The organism is Petroclostridium xylanilyticum (assembly GCF_002252565.1).
Taxonomy (GTDB): domain Bacteria; phylum Bacillota; class Clostridia; order SK-Y3; family SK-Y3; genus Petroclostridium; species Petroclostridium xylanilyticum.
Map to the genome: position 1 here is coordinate 264,848 of NZ_NPML01000013.1, position 18,248 is coordinate 283,095.

At 32.9% G+C, this 18,248-nt stretch carries 18 protein-coding genes; all 18 read right to left on the reverse strand.

The genetic code is table 11. From position 1 onward, the window contains the following. Window positions 1-44: 44 nt before the first annotated feature. On the reverse strand, window positions 45-1,055 hold the full coding sequence (locus CIB29_RS09020; RefSeq protein WP_094548893.1) for a glycosyltransferase: 1,011 nt from the start codon (window positions 1,053-1,055) through the stop codon (window positions 45-47). Between the two features lie 72 nt (window positions 1,056-1,127). Beyond that, window positions 1,128-2,243 carry a glycosyltransferase gene (locus CIB29_RS09025; RefSeq protein WP_094548895.1) on the reverse strand — a complete coding sequence of 372 codons (1,116 nt, stop codon included), beginning with the start codon at window positions 2,241-2,243 and terminating at the stop codon, window positions 1,128-1,130. Between the two features lie 33 nt (window positions 2,244-2,276). Continuing rightward, the gene (locus CIB29_RS09030; protein WP_094548897.1) at window positions 2,277-2,780 is read right to left on the reverse strand and encodes a Rossmann-fold NAD(P)-binding domain-containing protein; all 504 of its coding nucleotides are present in this window, start codon (window positions 2,778-2,780) and stop codon (window positions 2,277-2,279) included. Between the two features lie 156 nt (window positions 2,781-2,936). Then, a complete protein-coding gene (wecB, locus tag CIB29_RS09035) occupies window positions 2,937-4,010 on the reverse strand; it encodes a non-hydrolyzing UDP-N-acetylglucosamine 2-epimerase (RefSeq protein WP_094548899.1) in 1,074 nt (357 codons plus the stop codon). A 41-nt stretch (window positions 4,011-4,051) separates the two neighbouring features. Next, window positions 4,052-4,549 carry a hypothetical protein gene (locus tag CIB29_RS09040; RefSeq protein WP_198543814.1) on the reverse strand — a complete coding sequence of 166 codons (498 nt, stop codon included), beginning with the start codon at window positions 4,547-4,549 and terminating at the stop codon, window positions 4,052-4,054. A gap of 5 nt (window positions 4,550-4,554) precedes the next feature. Continuing rightward, window positions 4,555-5,811, reverse strand: coding sequence for a glycosyltransferase (locus CIB29_RS09045; protein WP_157910256.1), 1,257 nt, complete (start codon window positions 5,809-5,811; stop codon window positions 4,555-4,557). A 14-nt stretch (window positions 5,812-5,825) separates the two neighbouring features. Then, window positions 5,826-6,581: a hypothetical protein gene (locus CIB29_RS09050; RefSeq protein ID WP_094548905.1), complete on the reverse strand. Its 756-nt coding sequence runs from the start codon at window positions 6,579-6,581 to the stop codon at window positions 5,826-5,828. A 6-nt stretch (window positions 6,582-6,587) separates the two neighbouring features. Continuing rightward, window positions 6,588-7,550 carry a hypothetical protein gene (locus CIB29_RS09055; RefSeq protein ID WP_094548907.1) on the reverse strand — a complete coding sequence of 321 codons (963 nt, stop codon included), beginning with the start codon at window positions 7,548-7,550 and terminating at the stop codon, window positions 6,588-6,590. Window positions 7,551-7,646: 96 nt separating this feature from the next. Further along, the gene (locus tag CIB29_RS09060; protein WP_094548909.1) at window positions 7,647-8,660 is read right to left on the reverse strand and encodes a Gfo/Idh/MocA family protein; all 1,014 of its coding nucleotides are present in this window, start codon (window positions 8,658-8,660) and stop codon (window positions 7,647-7,649) included. A 49-nt stretch (window positions 8,661-8,709) separates the two neighbouring features. Next, window positions 8,710-10,020 carry a nucleotide sugar dehydrogenase gene (locus CIB29_RS09065; RefSeq protein ID WP_094548911.1) on the reverse strand — a complete coding sequence of 437 codons (1,311 nt, stop codon included), beginning with the start codon at window positions 10,018-10,020 and terminating at the stop codon, window positions 8,710-8,712. Between the two features lie 2 nt (window positions 10,021-10,022). After that, on the reverse strand, window positions 10,023-10,595 hold the full coding sequence (locus tag CIB29_RS09070; protein WP_094548913.1) for an acyltransferase: 573 nt from the start codon (window positions 10,593-10,595) through the stop codon (window positions 10,023-10,025). Window positions 10,596-10,627: 32 nt separating this feature from the next. Next, entirely contained in the window at window positions 10,628-11,848 is a 1,221-nt protein-coding gene (locus CIB29_RS09075) for a DegT/DnrJ/EryC1/StrS family aminotransferase (protein ID WP_094548915.1), read from the reverse strand. Between the two features lie 83 nt (window positions 11,849-11,931). Then, window positions 11,932-12,942, reverse strand: coding sequence for a UDP-N-acetylglucosamine 4,6-dehydratase family protein (locus CIB29_RS09080; protein WP_242965129.1), 1,011 nt, complete (start codon window positions 12,940-12,942; stop codon window positions 11,932-11,934). A gap of 77 nt (window positions 12,943-13,019) precedes the next feature. Continuing rightward, window positions 13,020-14,951, reverse strand: a complete 1,932-nt coding sequence (locus CIB29_RS09085; RefSeq protein WP_157910257.1) for a motility associated factor glycosyltransferase family protein — start codon at window positions 14,949-14,951, stop codon at window positions 13,020-13,022. A gap of 98 nt (window positions 14,952-15,049) precedes the next feature. Next, entirely contained in the window at window positions 15,050-16,447 is a 1,398-nt protein-coding gene (locus tag CIB29_RS09090; protein ID WP_094548921.1) for a motility associated factor glycosyltransferase family protein, read from the reverse strand. Beyond that, window positions 16,434-16,820 carry a DUF8042 domain-containing protein gene (locus CIB29_RS09095; RefSeq protein ID WP_157910259.1) on the reverse strand — a complete coding sequence of 129 codons (387 nt, stop codon included), beginning with the start codon at window positions 16,818-16,820 and terminating at the stop codon, window positions 16,434-16,436. Before CIB29_RS09095 ends, CIB29_RS09090 begins: the two co-directional genes overlap by 14 nt. A 13-nt stretch (window positions 16,821-16,833) precedes the next feature. Continuing rightward, window positions 16,834-17,238 carry a flagellar protein FlaG gene (locus CIB29_RS09100; protein ID WP_094548925.1) on the reverse strand — a complete coding sequence of 135 codons (405 nt, stop codon included), beginning with the start codon at window positions 17,236-17,238 and terminating at the stop codon, window positions 16,834-16,836. A gap of 100 nt (window positions 17,239-17,338) precedes the next feature. Then, a complete protein-coding gene (hag, locus tag CIB29_RS09105) occupies window positions 17,339-18,211 on the reverse strand; it encodes a flagellin Hag (RefSeq protein ID WP_094548927.1) in 873 nt (290 codons plus the stop codon). Between the last annotated feature and the right edge of the window lie 37 nt (window positions 18,212-18,248).

Genomic DNA, 18,248 nt, shown 5'->3' on the forward strand with positions numbered 1-18,248 from the left:
AATTATCCGATAAATAACAATTTTATGCTATTATATTTCTAAAACTATATAAGATGAATATAATTTTTAATACTAATTAACCCTAATTTGTTTAGATATTCTTCTGCCTCTTCCCTTCCTGGTACAGTCGCTATAAACACATAATCGAAATTTATTTTTTTGATTTCATCGGGCTTGTAAATACTTATATTATTTAAAATACCTTTTTTGTATTTATCTATATAGCCAACAAGTTTAGAGTTAGGGATCCTGTATTTTAAAATATTTTCAGCAATCGCTCCTCCGTTACCTGCTCCCCATATTATGTAATTCATATTTTTATTTCCTATCATATTTTGTACATAATCTAATTTTATATTTATGACGTCTTTAATAGCACTATAATCTTGATTATCTTTGTATGATTTCGATTCAGTGTGTACCCTATATTTAATAAGCTTTTCTTCTAACTGTGCTAATTTATAGCCTTTTTTAATAGCCCTTAACCAAAGATCATAATCTTCAGCACATTTATACTTATAACTATATCCATTCAAATCCTGTAAAACTTTCTTCCTCATCATAACTGACGGATGGCATATAACACATCTCTTTAAAAAAATTTCTTCAATATTTTTAGTGTCGAATTTAAAATTAAACCATCTCTCATATTTTGTCTTTATTTGCTCATCTAGAATACCAAATGTTTGTATAAATGTTCCTATTATAGATACTTCTCTGTTTTGTTCCATATATTGAACTTGTTTTCCAAATCTTTCAGGCATAGAAACATCGTCACAATCCATTCTTGCAACATATTCCCCTTTAGCAATTGCTAAGCCCTCATTTAATGAATATACTAGTCCTTTGTTTTTTCTAGAAATTACTACTATTCTATTATCTTTTTTAGCATATTCATTTATTATGTGTAGAGAATTATCTGTTGAACCATCGTTGATTATTATAAATTCAAAATTATTATAAGTTTGATTTAAAATGCTTTCTATTGATTCTTTTAAATATTTTTCACCATTAAATACAGGCATAAGAACAGAGACTTCAGTTAAATAGTTCATATGAGGATTTCCTCTCTATATACTGAAATGGACAGTACAAAAATTTAATTTTATATTACAATATATAAGTATTTATACTTTATTACATATCTGATCGATAATAGGCTTCATCTTAATTTCCCAAGTGAGGTTCTTTACCGCATAATCCCGCATTTTTTGCTTATAATCAGGATTTTGATATACTTTTTTGTAAAATGTTATTATTTCCTCAACACTAATAGGATCTTCATTATTTTCTATGTTTAATACATATTCAAATTTATCTGAAAAATCACGGTCTTTATATCCTATAACAAAAGGAATGCCCCTAGCACAATATTCTCTTACTTTCAAGGGTGCACCATATTTTAATCCTATCCTGTGCATGCCAAGACTACCTATTCCAATATGGCATTTTTCATAAATATCATCTAATTCTCTTTTTTCCTTTGACCCCCAGAAAATAACATACTCATCTAAACCATACTGTTTGACTATTTGCTGAAGTTTACTTAACTCACTACCCGAGCCAACAATATGAAAATAAACTTTAAATTTATCATTACTTTTCTTGTAATACCTATTTAATCCTTCTAATAATCTATCATATCCATGCCATTTGGATATGCTTCCCACTGCTATTAAATGTAAACTATTTTCATCATATTTTTTATATTCTGCAATCCTGACTTTTTCTACTTCAATTCCATTAGTTATGCTAATAGCTGGTATTCCCAAAATAGATTTATATTCATCGTAACAAACACAAACATCAACATATAGGAATAACAATCTCCTATAAATTCTATCTATATACAACCCTAGTTCATCATTTTTTAATTCTGCATCATAAGGAAATGTAGGAAACTCAACAACTACCTTGATTTTTTTAGATTTCTTCTTAATATTTCTTAAAAAATCTATGAATCTGTAGTTGGATAAAGGATATCTTATATATAATGCTTCAACTTCTTTAATATCCACATTTTCAATAATTTTAGTATATATATCTTTTCTACTTCTTGGTTTAATAATACTTTCATTTTTGTAGTTTATATTATGTATAACTATAGAATGATCTTTCATGTAAACAAAATTTACTATACTATTATGTTGTATAAGTGCTCGAGCCTGGGCAAACATCTTTTTAAAGATACCTAAACACGATTTATCTAAAATATTTGCATTAGTTATCATCATTATATTCATGCTACCTGTCTCCTATATTTTATTTATGCGTTTCTATAGACCTGCAATATCATAGATAATATCATCTATACATAGTACAATTTTAATACCTTTATCTATTAAAAAATTTTTTATATCTTCATAAACATAAATAGGTGTAACAACTATAGCGTCAATTTTATCCATTAAATCAATTTGATCAATATTGATTACAGGTAGATTACCAAACTTATCGTTAACAGTATTCCTGTCTATGATATACTTGATTTTTACTAAACTAGCATTTTTAAGTTCTTCATATAATAACTCTCCCAACTTTCCAGCTCCATAAACAGCAATGTATTTAATCCCTTTATTTGCAAGATATGCTTCAATATTTTTATTTTTATTCTTATTTCTAATCCATAAACTTGTAACATTATAATAAGCTTCATATATGAAGCTCAGAGACTCATATTTGTCTGCAGTTTTTTTATAAAGTTTTAGCAAAATATTTATAAAATAAATATATACTATTAGTACACTAATAACAAAAAGTATTATTATAAAATATACCATTCTTATCACCTTGATACACAAACAGCCTTTTATAAATCTTTCTTAAACATACATTTCTTCTTAAATGATTCAAGCATTTTCCTATACTAAACAATTTATTTTGACATAAAAATACCAAGTAAAATTGGATTTTTCAATTCACTTTCCTTAGCAAACCTACAGCATTTTAGTCATCTTTTCTACAATTTTATTAGCAGCTGAACCATCGCCAAAAAGATTCTCTTTATAATCTTTTACTTCGAAAGATTCAATTGCACTTTTTATAGCCTCTTTATTCTTACCAACAACAATTGCATTTCTCGTATTCACAAGGACAGGCCAAGGACTTAATTCTAGTAATGTAATACATGGTTTTTTTAGAAAATATGCTTCCCTTTGAACTCCTCCTGAATCTGTAATAATTTTATTACTATATAATTGTAGGTGTAATGTTTCTATATAACCTAAAGGAGGTAAAAGCTTAATATATTGAGATTTTTCTAAAATTTCCATTAAACCAAATTCTTGAAGTCTACTTTTTGTCCTAGGATGAATAGGGAATACCGTATTTATCTTGCTTTCTAATATTGCGTTTATAATGTCAGAAAGTGCTTGCCGAGAATCTACATTTTCCTGGCGATGTACTGTAAAAAAATTATAATCTCCTTTTTTAAAAGGAAAATATAACTCTTCACCCTTAAATCCTTTAACAGCTATAAACATTTTTTGAAAAATATCATACATAACATCGCCTGTAAAAAATACATTGCTGGCTATTCCCTCATTTTTCAAATTTTGAATACAATACTCCGTGCATCCAAACAATAAACTCGCAACATGATCTGTTATCTTTCTGTTGACTTCCTCAGGCGAATGACTATCACCGCTTCTCGCTCCGGCTTCCACATGTATTACTGGTATTCCAAGCTTTACAGCTGTCAATGCACCTGCTAATGTGGAATTGGTATCTCCATATACTAAGACATAATTGGGCTTTTCTTTTAAAAGAATTTCTTCTACCTTTATCATCATAAGACCTGTAAGTTTTCCATGACTAAATGAATGTAAATTTAAATTATAATCAGGCGCAGGAATATTTAGCTGCTGAAAAAATACATCTGACATATTTGGGTCAAAGTGTTGACCCGTATGAATGATAATCTCATTAAAATGTTGCCTTAATTTTTCTGAAATAGCTGCAGCTTTTATAAATTGCGGTCTTGCACCAATTACTGTAACAATTTTTTTCATTAACCTATCTTCTCCTATATTATTAATATCCACACTGTTAATTATAAGTCATAAATAATATTTTCTAGAGATATAATATTAGTTTTTACACCACCATTAACAAGAGTTTCCTTAATCTTATCATAATCATAAATAGGTGTTACTATAATTGCATCTACTTCCTCCTGTGCAGAAACTTCATCAACATTTATGAGATGACTTTCGTTAACACCATAATAAATATGATTTGCATTTTTATCTACTAAATAAATAATCCTTATGTCTGTATCTTTCAATTCTTCATATAGGGCTATACCAAGTTCCCCCATACCATAAATTGCAATAGAATTTATATTCTTATTCTTTAAATAAGAACTTATATTCCTATTTCTATTCTTATTTTTTATCCATTGAGTAAGTATATTGTAATATTGTTTATACCTACTTCCCATATAATGTTTTTTTATTATATTCTTATTTAGAATATAAATAACTATTGCCATAACAAAAATAACTATAATTAGAAAAGTTATTAATATAATCATCAGTTCTACCTCCATTTAGATTATTTTAATTTAAAGATGCTATTTATAAACTTGTTATAATTAACATCTGCGTTATACCATTTACTCCATGTTTGATAAGCATTTTCTCTGTATCTTTGTATATCAGATTGAGAGGAGAATTTTATTTTATTAATAGCTTCTGTAATTTCATTAATAGAAGGATTCGGTGAAAGCAAAACTCCATTATTATCATTTACTATTTCAGAAACTCCTCCAACCGAAGTAGCAATAATAGGTATACTAAAAGAACATGCTTCCATAATAGACACGGGTATGCCTTCTGACGCACTAACATTTATAAAAACATCAATCATCCTATTTGTGTAGTAGTTATATATTTCTTTATTCTCCAAATACCCTAAAAACTCATAAGAGATGTTAGATTTATTACTGAGCAATGCATTTGCTAATTCTTTCAACTCCTTTAATTTTGGTCCATCTCCTATATGAGTCCAATATACATCATAATTCTTTATTTGAGCAATAGCTTTAATAATTAAATCAATCCTCTTAACATCTACAGCAAATGAACAACTAATAATTCTTAAAATATTATCATTAGAAGGTTTTGATACTTTTAAATCGTTTCTTATACCAAGCTTCGACACTTTTAATTTATTTTCGGTATTTAACAATAGCTTTTTCTTAAAATATTCTTTGCCATGGTCTGAAATAAAAAATAATACATCTAATTTTTTTATAATTTGTTTACGTAAAGGTAAATAGTGCAAACAGTTTCTTTCAAAATATAAATCATAACCATGAGTTCTTGAAAAAACCTTAACTGATTCATTTTGCCTTTTATACTGAATAATAGCATATGTAGCAGCATTAAACCAGTATGTATATAAGAACAATTCATCATTATTATTTAGAATCTTATTTTCTTGAATTATATCATCTATATAACGCTTAATACTTAAACCCTTTACCATCATACTTAATAATTCTCTTAAAATTTCTATATTTAATTTTAAATGATAAGTAAATAGTATATCCTTTATTTCCATCAAAAAATCTTTAATAAAAGTTAAAGAAATACATTTAAAAATCTCCAGTTGAATCATATTTTCACTAAACCTATAAACTTTTATACCAGACGGAATTTTTCTTGTTCTCAAATGCCTATCATTTTCAGATATTATTATGATATTTTTAAAATTAGCTTTTAAGTAATTAATTTCTGTCTCTAGAAATTCCTCACCTTTCCCAAAAGGATAATTTGCTGTTATAAGAATTAAATTTTTTTTAGTCATACTTCGACTCCACCTTACCTGCATGTCTTACACACTGCAACAATGGTATCTCTAAAAGCAGGGTATTTTTTCAGCTTCTGGACTAAGATAAAATTTTGAAATCTATTTTTAGAGACAGGTTTATATGATTGACATAACTCAAGACTTTCAAGCTCACCACCAGCAGAATGAATTACTTTCCATAAAGTATATGGTGTAAACCAATACCTATGATCAGTATTAATTAATTCAATATTTCGATAAGCATTTTTAAAATTTTCTATTCTGAATGCATTAGGAACAGAAATTATAACTTTATTAATGTTATTTTTATAGTTATTAATGTTATTTTTATAGTTAGTTAAAATCTTTCCTAGAAATAATGCAGGATTATCTACATGTTCTAAAATTTCTCCGATTATCATGTAGTCCCATGTTTTTTGTTTTATTTCCGCAATATCTGTCCCAAGAATATCGCCATAAATAACATTATGAAACCTTAATTCATTGATTACATAATCTACGCCTTTTTCATTAATATCAATACCCAGACATTCACTACTCACATTAGTCAGTCTTTTGTGAAACCACAAATTTAATTTTATTTTATCTTTTATCAAAGGAACATGGTCAACACATCCAAGATGAATTACTTTTTTATCTCTAATAATATCTTCTATGTATTCCATTCGGTATTTAATACTAGATTCTTTATGTGCAATATCAACATTTAATCCACTTGAAAATTTACAACCCTTTATATACTGATATGTATTCATATCAATTTTCATTTAAAATTAACTCCTATCCTTTAAAATAAACATCTTATAAATTTTATCTCCATTATGCATGCTAATTCTTAATTGAACTTGATGATTAAGTTTTAATAATCGATTATCCTCTATAATTTTCCATTGACGACTGACTTCACAAAAAAATTCTAAAGTTGGTCTTCCAGAGCACTCCATTAATATGTGAATTTTTTCATTATCGTAATTCAAAGGTTTTAAATAGATGTATCCATTTTCATTACCATAAATTAATTTATTTATAGTCATTTTAGCATTTCTATTACATGAAAAATACAAATATTGATCTTCTTTTTGAATTAATTCATTATAATATACATACGAAGATTGTAAATTTGCTTTAAAAAATCCTTTCTTCAGATTTAAAATTTGGTATATGTTTTTGTCATTAATAGGAAGTAAAATATAATTATTCCTACTAATTTGTGAACCTGCTAGTGATTTTACAGATAAAACTTTATTATTAAAGCAATAAGCTATACACCTACTACTTATATCTGGATTATATAACATTGTTTTTTCTTTTAACTTACACATCCAATTATAATAATCTTGATTACAAAGTCTAATGTGAAAATCATGTTGAAAATCACTAACCATAAAACTGATTAAGACAATATCAACTTCATTCAATTTAATAGGCTTTCGAATTAAAGTAATCGCTCTTTTAATAGAATCTTCAAATATTTGTAAATTACTATTTGAAGGTATAATAACCACATCTTTTTCTTGTTCGTGAGTTCGTCCAATTATAGAAATATAATCATTAAAAAGTATTTGCTCTTTAACCTTACATACAAATTCTAAATATTTTTTTTCTGAATGCACAAAGTATATTCCGGAACGTTCCATATCTATATCTTTTGTAAAATCTAGTTCTCTTAAAAGATGATATTTATTTAACATATTTTTTCCCCATGCTTCTATATCAAAAACACTAAATTTTTGCACCAATTACACCAAACTTCCGTTCATAGATTTTAAAGTTTAATTGTACCATAAATAATCAACTTATGACACTTTCGTTCAACAAACATAATTACTTGCTTAACACAGGGACGATTGCTTATATATGTCTAAAATCAATTTCAGCGATCGTCTGCCTTCTCTTCCATCAGTTCCTGCATTTAAACCGTTTTTTAGCACGTCAATAATATTGTGATAATAACCTGAATGTCCAAACCCATAAACGTTGGGAGGAGTATAGTTTACCTGTTCTACATATTGGTCATCATTATCATACTCAGTAAATTCCCACTTTTCAATCTTGTTAACTGCAGTTCCTCCCACTTTAACAGTTCCCTTTTCTCCAATGATAGTAAGACTACCTTCAAGATTCTTAGGATAGGTTAGCATCGTAACATTTATACTACCAATTGCTCCATTTTTAAACTGAATAATCGCACTTCCTGTATCTTCTGTCTCAATGTTACGTGCCAATGTTCCGGTAATCGCCTTAACCTTTTCAACATCACCAAAAAGCCAGAGAAGCATATCCACATAATGACTTGCTTGATTCATAAAAGCTCCACCGTCAAGCGCCCACGTTCCTCGCCATTTAGCCATATCATAATACTCTTGCGGTCTTGTCCAGAAAACATTGACGACAACCATATATATTTTCCCAAAACGACCTTTATCAATAGCTTTTTTGACAAGCTGCAAAGTACTATTGAGACGATTCTGTTTAACCACAAAGAGTTTAACACCCTTTTGCTCACAAGTCTTAATTAGTTCATCTGCTGCTTCAAGGGTTGTCGCCATTGGTTTTTCACAAACTACATGGTAACCTTTTTGTGCTGCCATAATACCATGTATCGGATGCAATCCACTAGGCGTACAAACTGAAACAACATCAATATCTTTCCGTTCAAGCATTTTTTCATAAGAAGTGTAAAAATCTACCCGATTTTCTATTCCAGCCTTTTGAGCCCTTTCCTCTATCTCATCACAAACTGCTACAAGTTGTGCCTCAGGGTTATTTCTAATTGCTTCAAAGTGATTTCTTGAAATTCGTCCACAACCAATAAGAGCAAAACGGATAGAGTTTAAATTATTCATTATCACACCATCCCTTTGTTGTTGAATCTAAATTCAATCTTAAGTATAATTATAGTTTTATAATCTTATCTCTGTTTTGTTTTACGTTTCTGGTAGCGTTTTTAGTATCAAATAATACTTTAGAATGCTCAACAATAAATTCATAATCATAGCTGGTGTGCTGTGTAGTGATAATAACAAGGTCAGCATCTTGTAGATTTTGTTGAGTAATTGGTGAAGAAGTATACTTTTTATTACTATGCTCAAATCTCGGAACATAGGGATCATTGTAAATCACTTGTGCACCCTGTTTTTCAAGATGTTCAATAACTTTTAAAGCAGGAGACTGCCTAATATCGTCGATGTCCTGTTTATAAGCAACACCCAAAACAAACACTTTAGCGCCGTTTAATGCCTTTCTATATTGATTAAGAATTTTCATAGACCTCTCCACTACATATTCCGGCATATAGTTATTAATCTCACCTGCAATTTCTATGAGCCTGGTGTGATAATCATATTCTCTTACTTTCCATGTAAGATAGTATGGATCAATTGGAATACAATGTCCTCCAACACCTGGTCCCGGATAAAATGCCATAAAACCGTAAGGTTTGGTCTTAGCAGCCTCAATGACTTCCCATACATCAATACCCATTTTGTTGCATATGATAGCCATCTCATTCGCCAAAGCAATATTAATATTTCGAAATGTATTTTCTAAAATTTTTTCCATCTCAGCCACAGCAGGACTTGAAACTTCAAAGACTTCCCCCTCAAGTACACTGCGATAAAGTTCTGCAGCTACTTGTGTACTATCTGGTGTAGTTCCCCCCACAACCTTTGGTGTGTTCTTAGTATTATAGAGCTTATTACCAGGATCTACCCGTTCCGGAGAAAACGCAAGGTAAAAATCACGTCCATCCTTAAGTCCTGTTTCCTCCAATATTGGTTTGATTACTTTTTCCGTAGTACCCGGATATGTTGTACTCTCCAGTACAATTAACATTCCTTTATGAAGATACTTTGCAATATCCTTCGTAGAATTCTCAACATAGCTAATGTCTGGCTGATAATATCGATCCAGAGGTGTCGGTACACAAATTGCCACACAGTCAACCTTACTGATAAAACTAAAATCTTTTGTAGCTGATAATTTACCTGATGCTACTACCTGCTGAAGTTCTCCGTCAATAATATCTCCAATATAATTTTGTCCTCTGTTTACCATATCTACTTTTTGGTCCTGTATATCAAATCCAATTGTTTTATACCCCGCTTTTGCTTTTTCTACGGCTAGTGGAAGCCCTACATATCCAAGCCCTACAACTCCTACAATAGCAGTTCTGTCTTTTATTTTTTGTAGTAATTGCTCTTTCATTTCTATCGCTCCATCACCGATTCTTCTTGCTTAACATATTCTTTTTTGCATACTTTACACTGTCCAACTTTATCATTAAAAATAATCCTATTTCCACAACTGCATATCCATCCTGCAATCCTGGCAGGATTTCCTACAACTAATGCATAATCAGGTACATCTTTTGTCACTACCGCACCAGCTCCTATGAACGCATATTTCCCAATAACATGTCCACAAATGATGGTAGCATTAGCACCAATAGATGCCCCTTTTTTCACCAGCGTTTTTTTATATTCATTACGACGACTAATATGACTTCTAGGATTAATTACATTTGTAAAAACACAGGATGGTCCTAAAAATACATCATCTTCACAAACAACTCCCGTGTAAAGTGATACATTATTTTGAATCTTCACGTTATTTCCAATGATAACATGAGGTGAGATAACGACATTTTGACCAATATTACAGTTCTGTCCAATTTTACATTTCTGCATAATATGACAAAAATGCCATATTTTTGTTCCGTTACCAATCTCACAGGGTTCATCTATATAACTGGATTCATGAACATAATATTGTGTATCCAATAATCAGTTCCTCCTTAAGTATATAGGTTAAGTTACAAGGTACATTGGCTATTATGCTTAGTATTTAATTTTTCAAATTCATATATTACACCAACAATGTAATCCTGTTCTTCCTTTGTTAGTTCAGGATATAAAGGTAGTGCAAAAGTCCTCTTGGACAAATATTCCGCTACCAGTAAATCACCTTTGCTATAGCCTAGATGTTCATATGCCTTTTGTAGGTGCAAAGGAACTGGATAATAAATCCCTGCTGAGATACCTTTTTGTTTTAAGTAACTAACTATTTCATCTCTGCGGTCAGTTTGGAGGATGTATAAATGATATACACTATCTGCATCAGTTAAAACTTCCGGTAATATGAGAGAAGTATTCTTTAATTTCTCATTATAATAAATCGCATGTTGTCTTCGCATTGCATTCCACTGCTCTAAATATTTAAGTTTTACTCTTAATATGGCTGCCTGTATTTCATCAAGCCTTGAGTTATAACCAATAAGATAGTTATAATATTTTGTAGGATTATAGATTGTTTCTCTAGTCTCTATTTCTTGAGACTCTTCCTGTATACCATTCATTATATCAAAAGCATTTTTACCTGCATTACCGCTGCCGTGCATCCGAAGAGCTCTCACTATCTTATTTAATCTTTCATTATTTGTGGTAATAATTCCTCCATCACCAAATGCACCTAGATTTTTAGTTGGAAAGAATGAAAAACAGGCAATATCTCCTATACTGCCTACTCTTTGACCTTTATATCTTGCACCAATTGCCTGACAGGCGTCTTCAACAATATATAAATCATATTTTTCTGCTATGGCCACAATGCTATCCATTTCCGCAGGCTGTCCAAATATATGAACCGGTATTATAGCCTTGGTTTTTGATGTGATCTTATTTTCTATTTTTGATGAGTCAATATTATATGTATCTTTTCTTACATCAACAAATACCGGAATTGCCCCTACTCGTGAAATAGCTTCAGCTGTGGCAAAAAAAGTAAAGGGTGTTGTAATTACCTCATCATCTTTCCCTATCCCAAGCGCGTGAAGTGCAAGTACCAATGCATCGGTACCATTGGCACAGGAAATTGCATATTTACAACCGACAAACTGCGCTACTTCCTGTTCAAAATATTTTACTTCAGGACCCATAATATATTGTCCAGAAGAAAGAACATTTTTAATTGCTGCATCTATCTCCTTTTTTATACTATTGTACTGTTTTTGCAAATCCAGTAAAGGAATTGTCATATATCAAAACTCCTTATTCCGTGTTCCAATAAAGCCATCAAAATATAAATTTTAAGAATTGAACTTTTTATAAAAATTTAATACTATAATAGATTCTCATTCCTGATTATTTTTTTAATTTTTTCTTTCATTAAAAATTCTTGCGCTTTTGAAGAGTCAGTAATATATGCCTGGAGAGAATCATTAGTATTATAAGATATTACTTGCCTAATAGGACTAATTCGAAACATCTCATCTAACTCTTCTGCCCTCGAATATTCATCATCTGTCATCAACTCTTCATACATTTTCTCACCAGGACGTAACCCCATTTGTTTGATTTGTACATTACTTTTTGGTATATGATACTTTTCACAAACTTCTTCTATCACTGCTTCCGCCAGTTCCCCCAACCGAACTACAGGCATTTTGAGTACAAATACTTCTCCTCCGGTAGCATATAAAGAAGCTTTTAATACAAGATTCACCGCTTCAGTAATACTCATCATAAACCTTGTCATTTCTGGATCAGTGACTGTTATATATCTATACTTAAGAATTTGTTCTTTAAATAGAGGTACAACCGACCCGCGTGACCCCATTACATTTCCAAACCGGACAGCAGCAAAAATCGGCCTCTTTCCGCCTTTTGAATAATCTGCAGCGGCAATCAACCGTTCTGCCAGCAATTTCGTAGCTCCCATTGTATTTGTAGGGTTGATAGCTTTATCGGTGCTGGTATAAATAACTCTTTCCACCTGTTCATTAATTGCACAATCTATGACATTTTGTGTACCCATTACATTTGTTTTAACAGCCTCAAAGGGGTTGTATTCACAGGCCGGAACATGCTTAAGGGCGGCCAAATGGAAAACTATGTCTATTCCGTGCATGGCACGTCCCAGCCTTTCCTTGTCCCGGATATCTCCCAATAAAAATCTGATATTACTATGTTGTCCCAGCTTTTGCTGCATGATAAACTGTTTATATTCATCCCTGCTGTAAATACGGACCACTTTAGGGTTATATTTCAGGATTTCCAAGGTTAACGCCTGTCCTATCGTACCTGTCCCGCCAATAACAAGTATATTTTTATCCTGGAGTAATTGTTTCACGCACATCTTCCTTTAATCGTAAATTGACTATCCATAATATATTTCGACATAATTCTATAAAATATTAATAGTATTTTCTAGGAAAAAATCTTAAAGGTACATTCAAAGACTTTAATATAGAATTCCTGTTCTACTTCTTTTATATTATGTTCTACCTGTTCCCTCAGTTCTTTTGCCGCTTCTCCCAGGCCTCCGTATATCAGCGCAGATTTTTCGGCATTTTTCCGTCCCTTCGCCTTTTCATCATCCTCTGCCCGGATTTGAAACTCCGGCATATTTTCCGTCCTTAACAGCACGGGCTGGGCAAGTATGTTTAGAAGAGACAGGGCCGGCTCCTTGCCAATCTGTTCATCAATCCTTCCGCTTTTTTCAACCAGACTCTTAAGATTGTAATGGGCTTTTCCCGTATAATAATTGAATAGCCGTTCAGCATTTTGCAAGCCTTTTTCACAAAGTATTTCAATATTGTGCAGGGAATTTTTTATCTTTGACAACTCGTTTAACAGGTTTCCATAATCGTGTTTTTCCATGGTAGCCCGGGCTAAAACTTCTTTGACCCTTTCTCCCGGATTAAAAGTTTCGATACAGTACTCCTCAATTGCCTGCCGGAAAGTGATGTGCGTTGCACCATCAATATAGGCCCCGCCTTCGGTGGCATTGATATATTCGACCGGTGCAGCAGCAATGATCTGCTTAAACCACGCCAGATAAGTGTACAATTGGTGCGTGGTAGGCACAATATCTCCATCATATCCTCTCACCAGTTCGTAATATTCTATTTCTTCGTCAGGAATTTTCCTGCTGTTTTCTGAAAATTCATAGGTGTATACAATTTTCTTTTGGGTTTGAAAAATATTTGCTTTCACCCTGCATATTTCCTTGGTATCGGTATGGCAGTATATGGTCTCATTCTCCCGTTCATCAACAAGTTTCCACTGTTCTCCCAACCGGTGTGCCGCATCGCTGCAATGGCTTTTTAAGCCGGTATAGGCCAGATCCTGCCCGATTAGGATAATGGGGCTGCAGCCCATAAATTCCGCCAATACAGCGGAACAACACGCCACTGATGGAGTATCGGGCAATTCCATCAGCGGCTGGCCGATGGCCGTCCTGAATATGTGCGTTACCTTATTTTGAAAAGAACCGACAATTTTGGGCCCCTCATAATATTGGAGAATCATGGGATGGACTTGTCCATTAAAAACCAGGGGAATATCTTCCTGCAGATACCTGTGGAATAATTGAAAATTTGCTATCCCCGGGTCTATACTTACTAACAAATCAGGTTTTACACCCTGCTTTAGCAATGGTGGCAGTGTCCTCGCACCGGCAATAATGACCGCTTTCCCTTTCGCCCTTTTGATCAAATGTATATTTTTATCCAAAGATGGTCCGCCTGAAACAATAATTGCAGGTTTTCCTGCGAAGAGCTGATACAGACAGTTTACACCGGGATTGCTGACAATGGGTACAATGTTCTTAAATGGATTATAAATCCATTCTTTATTGAAGCCGAGAACCGTGCAGATTTGCACCGTCTGTCTATGCAGCAGGTCTTTAAGTTGCTTATAAACATCAACAACTTCATTTTGAAAAAGGGTACTGTATGTTTTGAATTCTAAAATCTCAGCATCTTTTATCTCTTTATAATTTTGTAGGTATTTCATAAGTTTATCAAACAATGCTTGTCCCTGGCAGCCTACAATAAAAATGATGTTCTTTTTGTTTTGCCATTCACTAATATCAACTACTCTAAGAGCAGCTTCAAAAATCTTTATATTCGGCTCAACTACAATCAATTTTGAAATACAAGAGATTTGTTCTACTAACACGGCAGTGTGATATCCCAATCCGAAACCTACCTGTATGCAAATCTTCTCATCCTGTAATTGAAGCTGCTCTGCCCAATTGATAGCTTCCTGTATGGGATTATATTTGCTGTGCAAATACATATTTTTACCATTGGCGTGAATTCTTACCGTGTAATTGCCATCTTTTGCTGGCTCCAAGATTAAAGTCTCCTTTAAGCTTAGTATCTGCTGGTAAATTTCGGGATAATTTTTTTCAAGGAAGCACATATTCTTTTCATATACTAGCATTGGACCACCTAATTTCTATCTATAAATTGAATGGTACAAGTAAAAATACTCACTTCTTCTATTAGCCTGTTTTTAGCTACAATTTCTTTTAATTTCTCATTATATTTTTGTGACCAATTAGGCAAGTCGGATAATACCTTATCCACCGGTATAGTCCTGGTACCTGCAATGGCTGCCCCGCGCGCAGTGCTGTTAATAAATTGTACCTCAGGGTGTTTTGCTATCTTTCGCTCAAACCATCTTAAAAAACTATATAAACTGGGTGTAGTATAATACTGTCTGCCATCTATACCTTCTATCCACTTGCCTTCTCCCGTTTGCAACACATTGGCTGCCGTATCATAATGGGTCTGTGTATCAGTATAACAAAGGTCCTGACCTATCAATATGATAGGATTGCATCCCATCTCAACTGCAAGGCTCAATGCGGCCGTTGCTACCGAACCGCCGCTCTCTATCGCAAAATCCTTTTCTTTTTCAGGGCAAAAGGAACTGTCGTACAACAAAAGCTTGTCTCCTTCATATCCATAATTCAGGGTATACGCTGCTGTTGCCATCATGGCTAATGGTACAGATTGATTTTTTAATCCAATTAGATGATTTACTACAAACGATTGACAGTCTGTTTCTATGAGGAGATCCGACATGATATTACAATCTTCCAGCAGCTTGGCTGCTCTGCCAATGACAATAATTAGCGCCTTGTCTTTCGCCAGTTTTAATTCTTTTACATTGTCATTGAGTGAAGGTCCTGCTGATACAATAATGCATGGTACATTCTTAAATTGGTTATTAAAGATTCTTGCAGCATTTGGATAATTCTGGTCAATATTCATATTATAATTAGTACGCATGATGTCCTTAAATTTGTTATAACTCTTAGTGTCTACCAGCCAGCTTTCCAATACATCCTTCAATTTTAGCAGCTTTTGAGGGACAGCCTTTAGACATGGTTCATAGATAATAAATTCCATGTCTTCCAATTTAGAGATATAATTAATAATTTCAGAAATTTCATTTATATCTTCAGAAGCGTAAAGAACCACATTTCGTTTTTTGAATAATGACAAAATATCCGTGTTTTCAAAGGCTATTTTTATAAGTTCCATGTTACATTCCATTACATGCAATATCTGTCCTTCTTGTAACATCTCTGCCATGGCATGTACATGGTATCCCAGTCCCAACCCATAAAGCACCAGATTTTTGCACATAACAAATTTCTCCATAGCAAACCGCCTCCCCTGCACCCAGGGAGCCATCTTACTATGGAGATAATATGTATTTCCCAATGTAGTTATCTTTACCGTTGGTTCATTTTTACCATTCCATTGAATTTCACATTGAGCATTTGAAATTTTTTTATTTTGCAGCTGCTCTAATAATGTACATTCATTCCAAATCATCGGTATATACGCCCTTTATCTTGCCAATTTCACCCTGCCACTGCTCTAATATCGGTAAAATCTCATATTCTAAAATATCACTGATTAAAATATAGTCACTATTTTCCCAACCCTCTAACAGCTGAGGCAACACATCTTCTAATTCCTGTGTAGAAACATGAATGTCATATTCCTCCTGCATGGATTTAGTAAGTGTAATAGCATCCAGCAGCCATTGCATCGCCTCTGTAAAAGGCCCAAATACCTCTATCGCCTGCTGTTCATTTCCCCCTTGAAAATACGATACCATACTTTGAACAGCATGCATCACTTTTGGAAGATAGTTATCTATTTCTTGCAATGTTTCAATCATTAGCTTTTTATTATTATTCATCGGCCTGTCTCCATTATACTTTTTCATCAATTAGCATACCCACATATTCCCGTATTCTCGAACGCATTTCAAGAACTTCCCTAGGTGGTATTTCTTTTATAACTTTTTGCGTCTCTTTATCAATGAGTACTACATATAATTCTCTATTAGATATTGCATTCTCGCTTTTATTTTCAAAAACCTTAAAAGTAATTTTGCGGTCCAAAACATCAAAGATCTCATTTAACTCATCTACTGCCGTATTAATCTTAGCGCGATCTATATCGTTATTATTCTTTTCTTTATTTTTTTCCAGATCTTCAGATTTTTTTAAGTCTTCAATTCCTTTAACAATATTTTTGGATTCCTGCATCGATGCCTGTCTAAGCTCCATTTTTGAATAAACTCTGTTACCTGTTTGTGCATCTTTTACCTGCATTAAAACCACACCCACCCTTCATTATATGGATAACACCAATATTAAAGAAGGCCTGCCGGACAGTGGCCGGCCGGCCTTCTTTTTGTAGATATACTAATTATTATCCTAATAACTGTAACACGGATTGTGGTTTTTGGTTTGCCTGGGCAAGCATTGCTGTACCAGCCTGGGTCAGAATGTTCAGCTTGGTAAATTCCATCATCTCTTTTGCCATATCTACATCTCGGATACGAGATTCGGATGCCTGCAGATTTTCTGCTGAAGTATCAAGGTTTGCAATAGTATGCTCCAATCTATTTTGAACAGCACCCAGTTTTGCTCTTTCCTCAGATACTTTCTTAATCGCATCGTCTATTGTTGTAATTGCACTGTTAGCCGCTGTAGCACTTGAAATTGAAATGGCTTTAACACTTGCGCCATTCAATGCAGTACCGGTATCAGTTACACTTAAACCGGTAGCAGTCATTGTACCGATATTCAATGAAATACTCTGTCCTGCATTTGCACCTACATGGAATGTAAGAGCATTAGAAGAACTACTTAATGTGCCGTCTAATAACTTACGTGTGTTAAACTCCGTAGTGTTAGCAATTCTTGTTAATTCACTTGCTAATTGATCCATTTCAGCTTGGAGCTTATCTCTATCACTTGCGCCGGAAGTAGATACCAATGTGGAGTTTGCAGATTGAACCGCTAATTCTCTCATTCTTTGAAGAATTGAATGAGATTCAGCAAGAGCACCTTCAGCAGTTTGTACTAAGGAGATAGCATCCTGCGCATTTCTGGAAGCCATTTGAAGACCTCTGATCTGTCCTCTCATTTTTTCAGAAATTGCAAGACCTGCAGCATCATCGCCGGCTCTGTTGATTCTGTAGCCGGATGATAATTTTTCCAAAGACTTAGAAGCACCAAACTGAGTTATACCTAATTGCCTATGGGCATTCATAGCCATTAAGTTGTTGTTAATTCTCATAAGTTCATCCTCCTTGAATTTTATTTCAAAATCATCC

What these genes read in the sequence shown, in the direction of transcription:
- CIB29_RS09060 (WP_094548909.1), bottom strand. Translation starts at nt 8,660, where the DNA reads ATGAATAATTTAAACTCTATCCGTTTTGCTCTTATTGGTTGTGGACGA.
- CIB29_RS09075 (WP_094548915.1), bottom strand. Translation starts at nt 11,848, where the DNA reads ATGACAATTCCTTTACTGGATTTGCAAAAACAGTACAATAGTATAAAA.
- CIB29_RS09065 (WP_094548911.1), bottom strand. Translation starts at nt 10,020, where the DNA reads ATGAAAGAGCAATTACTACAAAAAATAAAAGACAGAACTGCTATTGTA.
- CIB29_RS09100 (WP_094548925.1), bottom strand. Translation starts at nt 17,238, where the DNA reads ATGCAGGTAAAAGATGCACAAACAGGTAACAGAGTTTATTCAAAAATG.
- CIB29_RS09030 (WP_094548897.1), bottom strand. Translation starts at nt 2,780, where the DNA reads ATGGTATATTTTATAATAATACTTTTTGTTATTAGTGTACTAATAGTA.
- CIB29_RS09020 (WP_094548893.1), bottom strand. Translation starts at nt 1,055, where the DNA reads ATGAACTATTTAACTGAAGTCTCTGTTCTTATGCCTGTATTTAATGGT.
- CIB29_RS09090 (WP_094548921.1), bottom strand. Translation starts at nt 16,447, where the DNA reads ATGATTTGGAATGAATGTACATTATTAGAGCAGCTGCAAAATAAAAAA.
- wecB (WP_094548899.1), bottom strand. Translation starts at nt 4,010, where the DNA reads ATGAAAAAAATTGTTACAGTAATTGGTGCAAGACCGCAATTTATAAAA.
- hag (WP_094548927.1), bottom strand. Translation starts at nt 18,211, where the DNA reads ATGAGAATTAACAACAACTTAATGGCTATGAATGCCCATAGGCAATTA.
- CIB29_RS09045 (WP_157910256.1), bottom strand. Translation starts at nt 5,811, where the DNA reads ATGACTAAAAAAAATTTAATTCTTATAACAGCAAATTATCCTTTTGGG.
- CIB29_RS09095 (WP_157910259.1), bottom strand. Translation starts at nt 16,820, where the DNA reads ATGAATAATAATAAAAAGCTAATGATTGAAACATTGCAAGAAATAGAT.
- CIB29_RS09040 (WP_198543814.1), bottom strand. Translation starts at nt 4,549, where the DNA reads ATGGAGGTAGAACTGATGATTATATTAATAACTTTTCTAATTATAGTT.
- CIB29_RS09050 (WP_094548905.1), bottom strand. Translation starts at nt 6,581, where the DNA reads ATGAAAATTGATATGAATACATATCAGTATATAAAGGGTTGTAAATTT.
- CIB29_RS09025 (WP_094548895.1), bottom strand. Translation starts at nt 2,243, where the DNA reads ATGAATATAATGATGATAACTAATGCAAATATTTTAGATAAATCGTGT.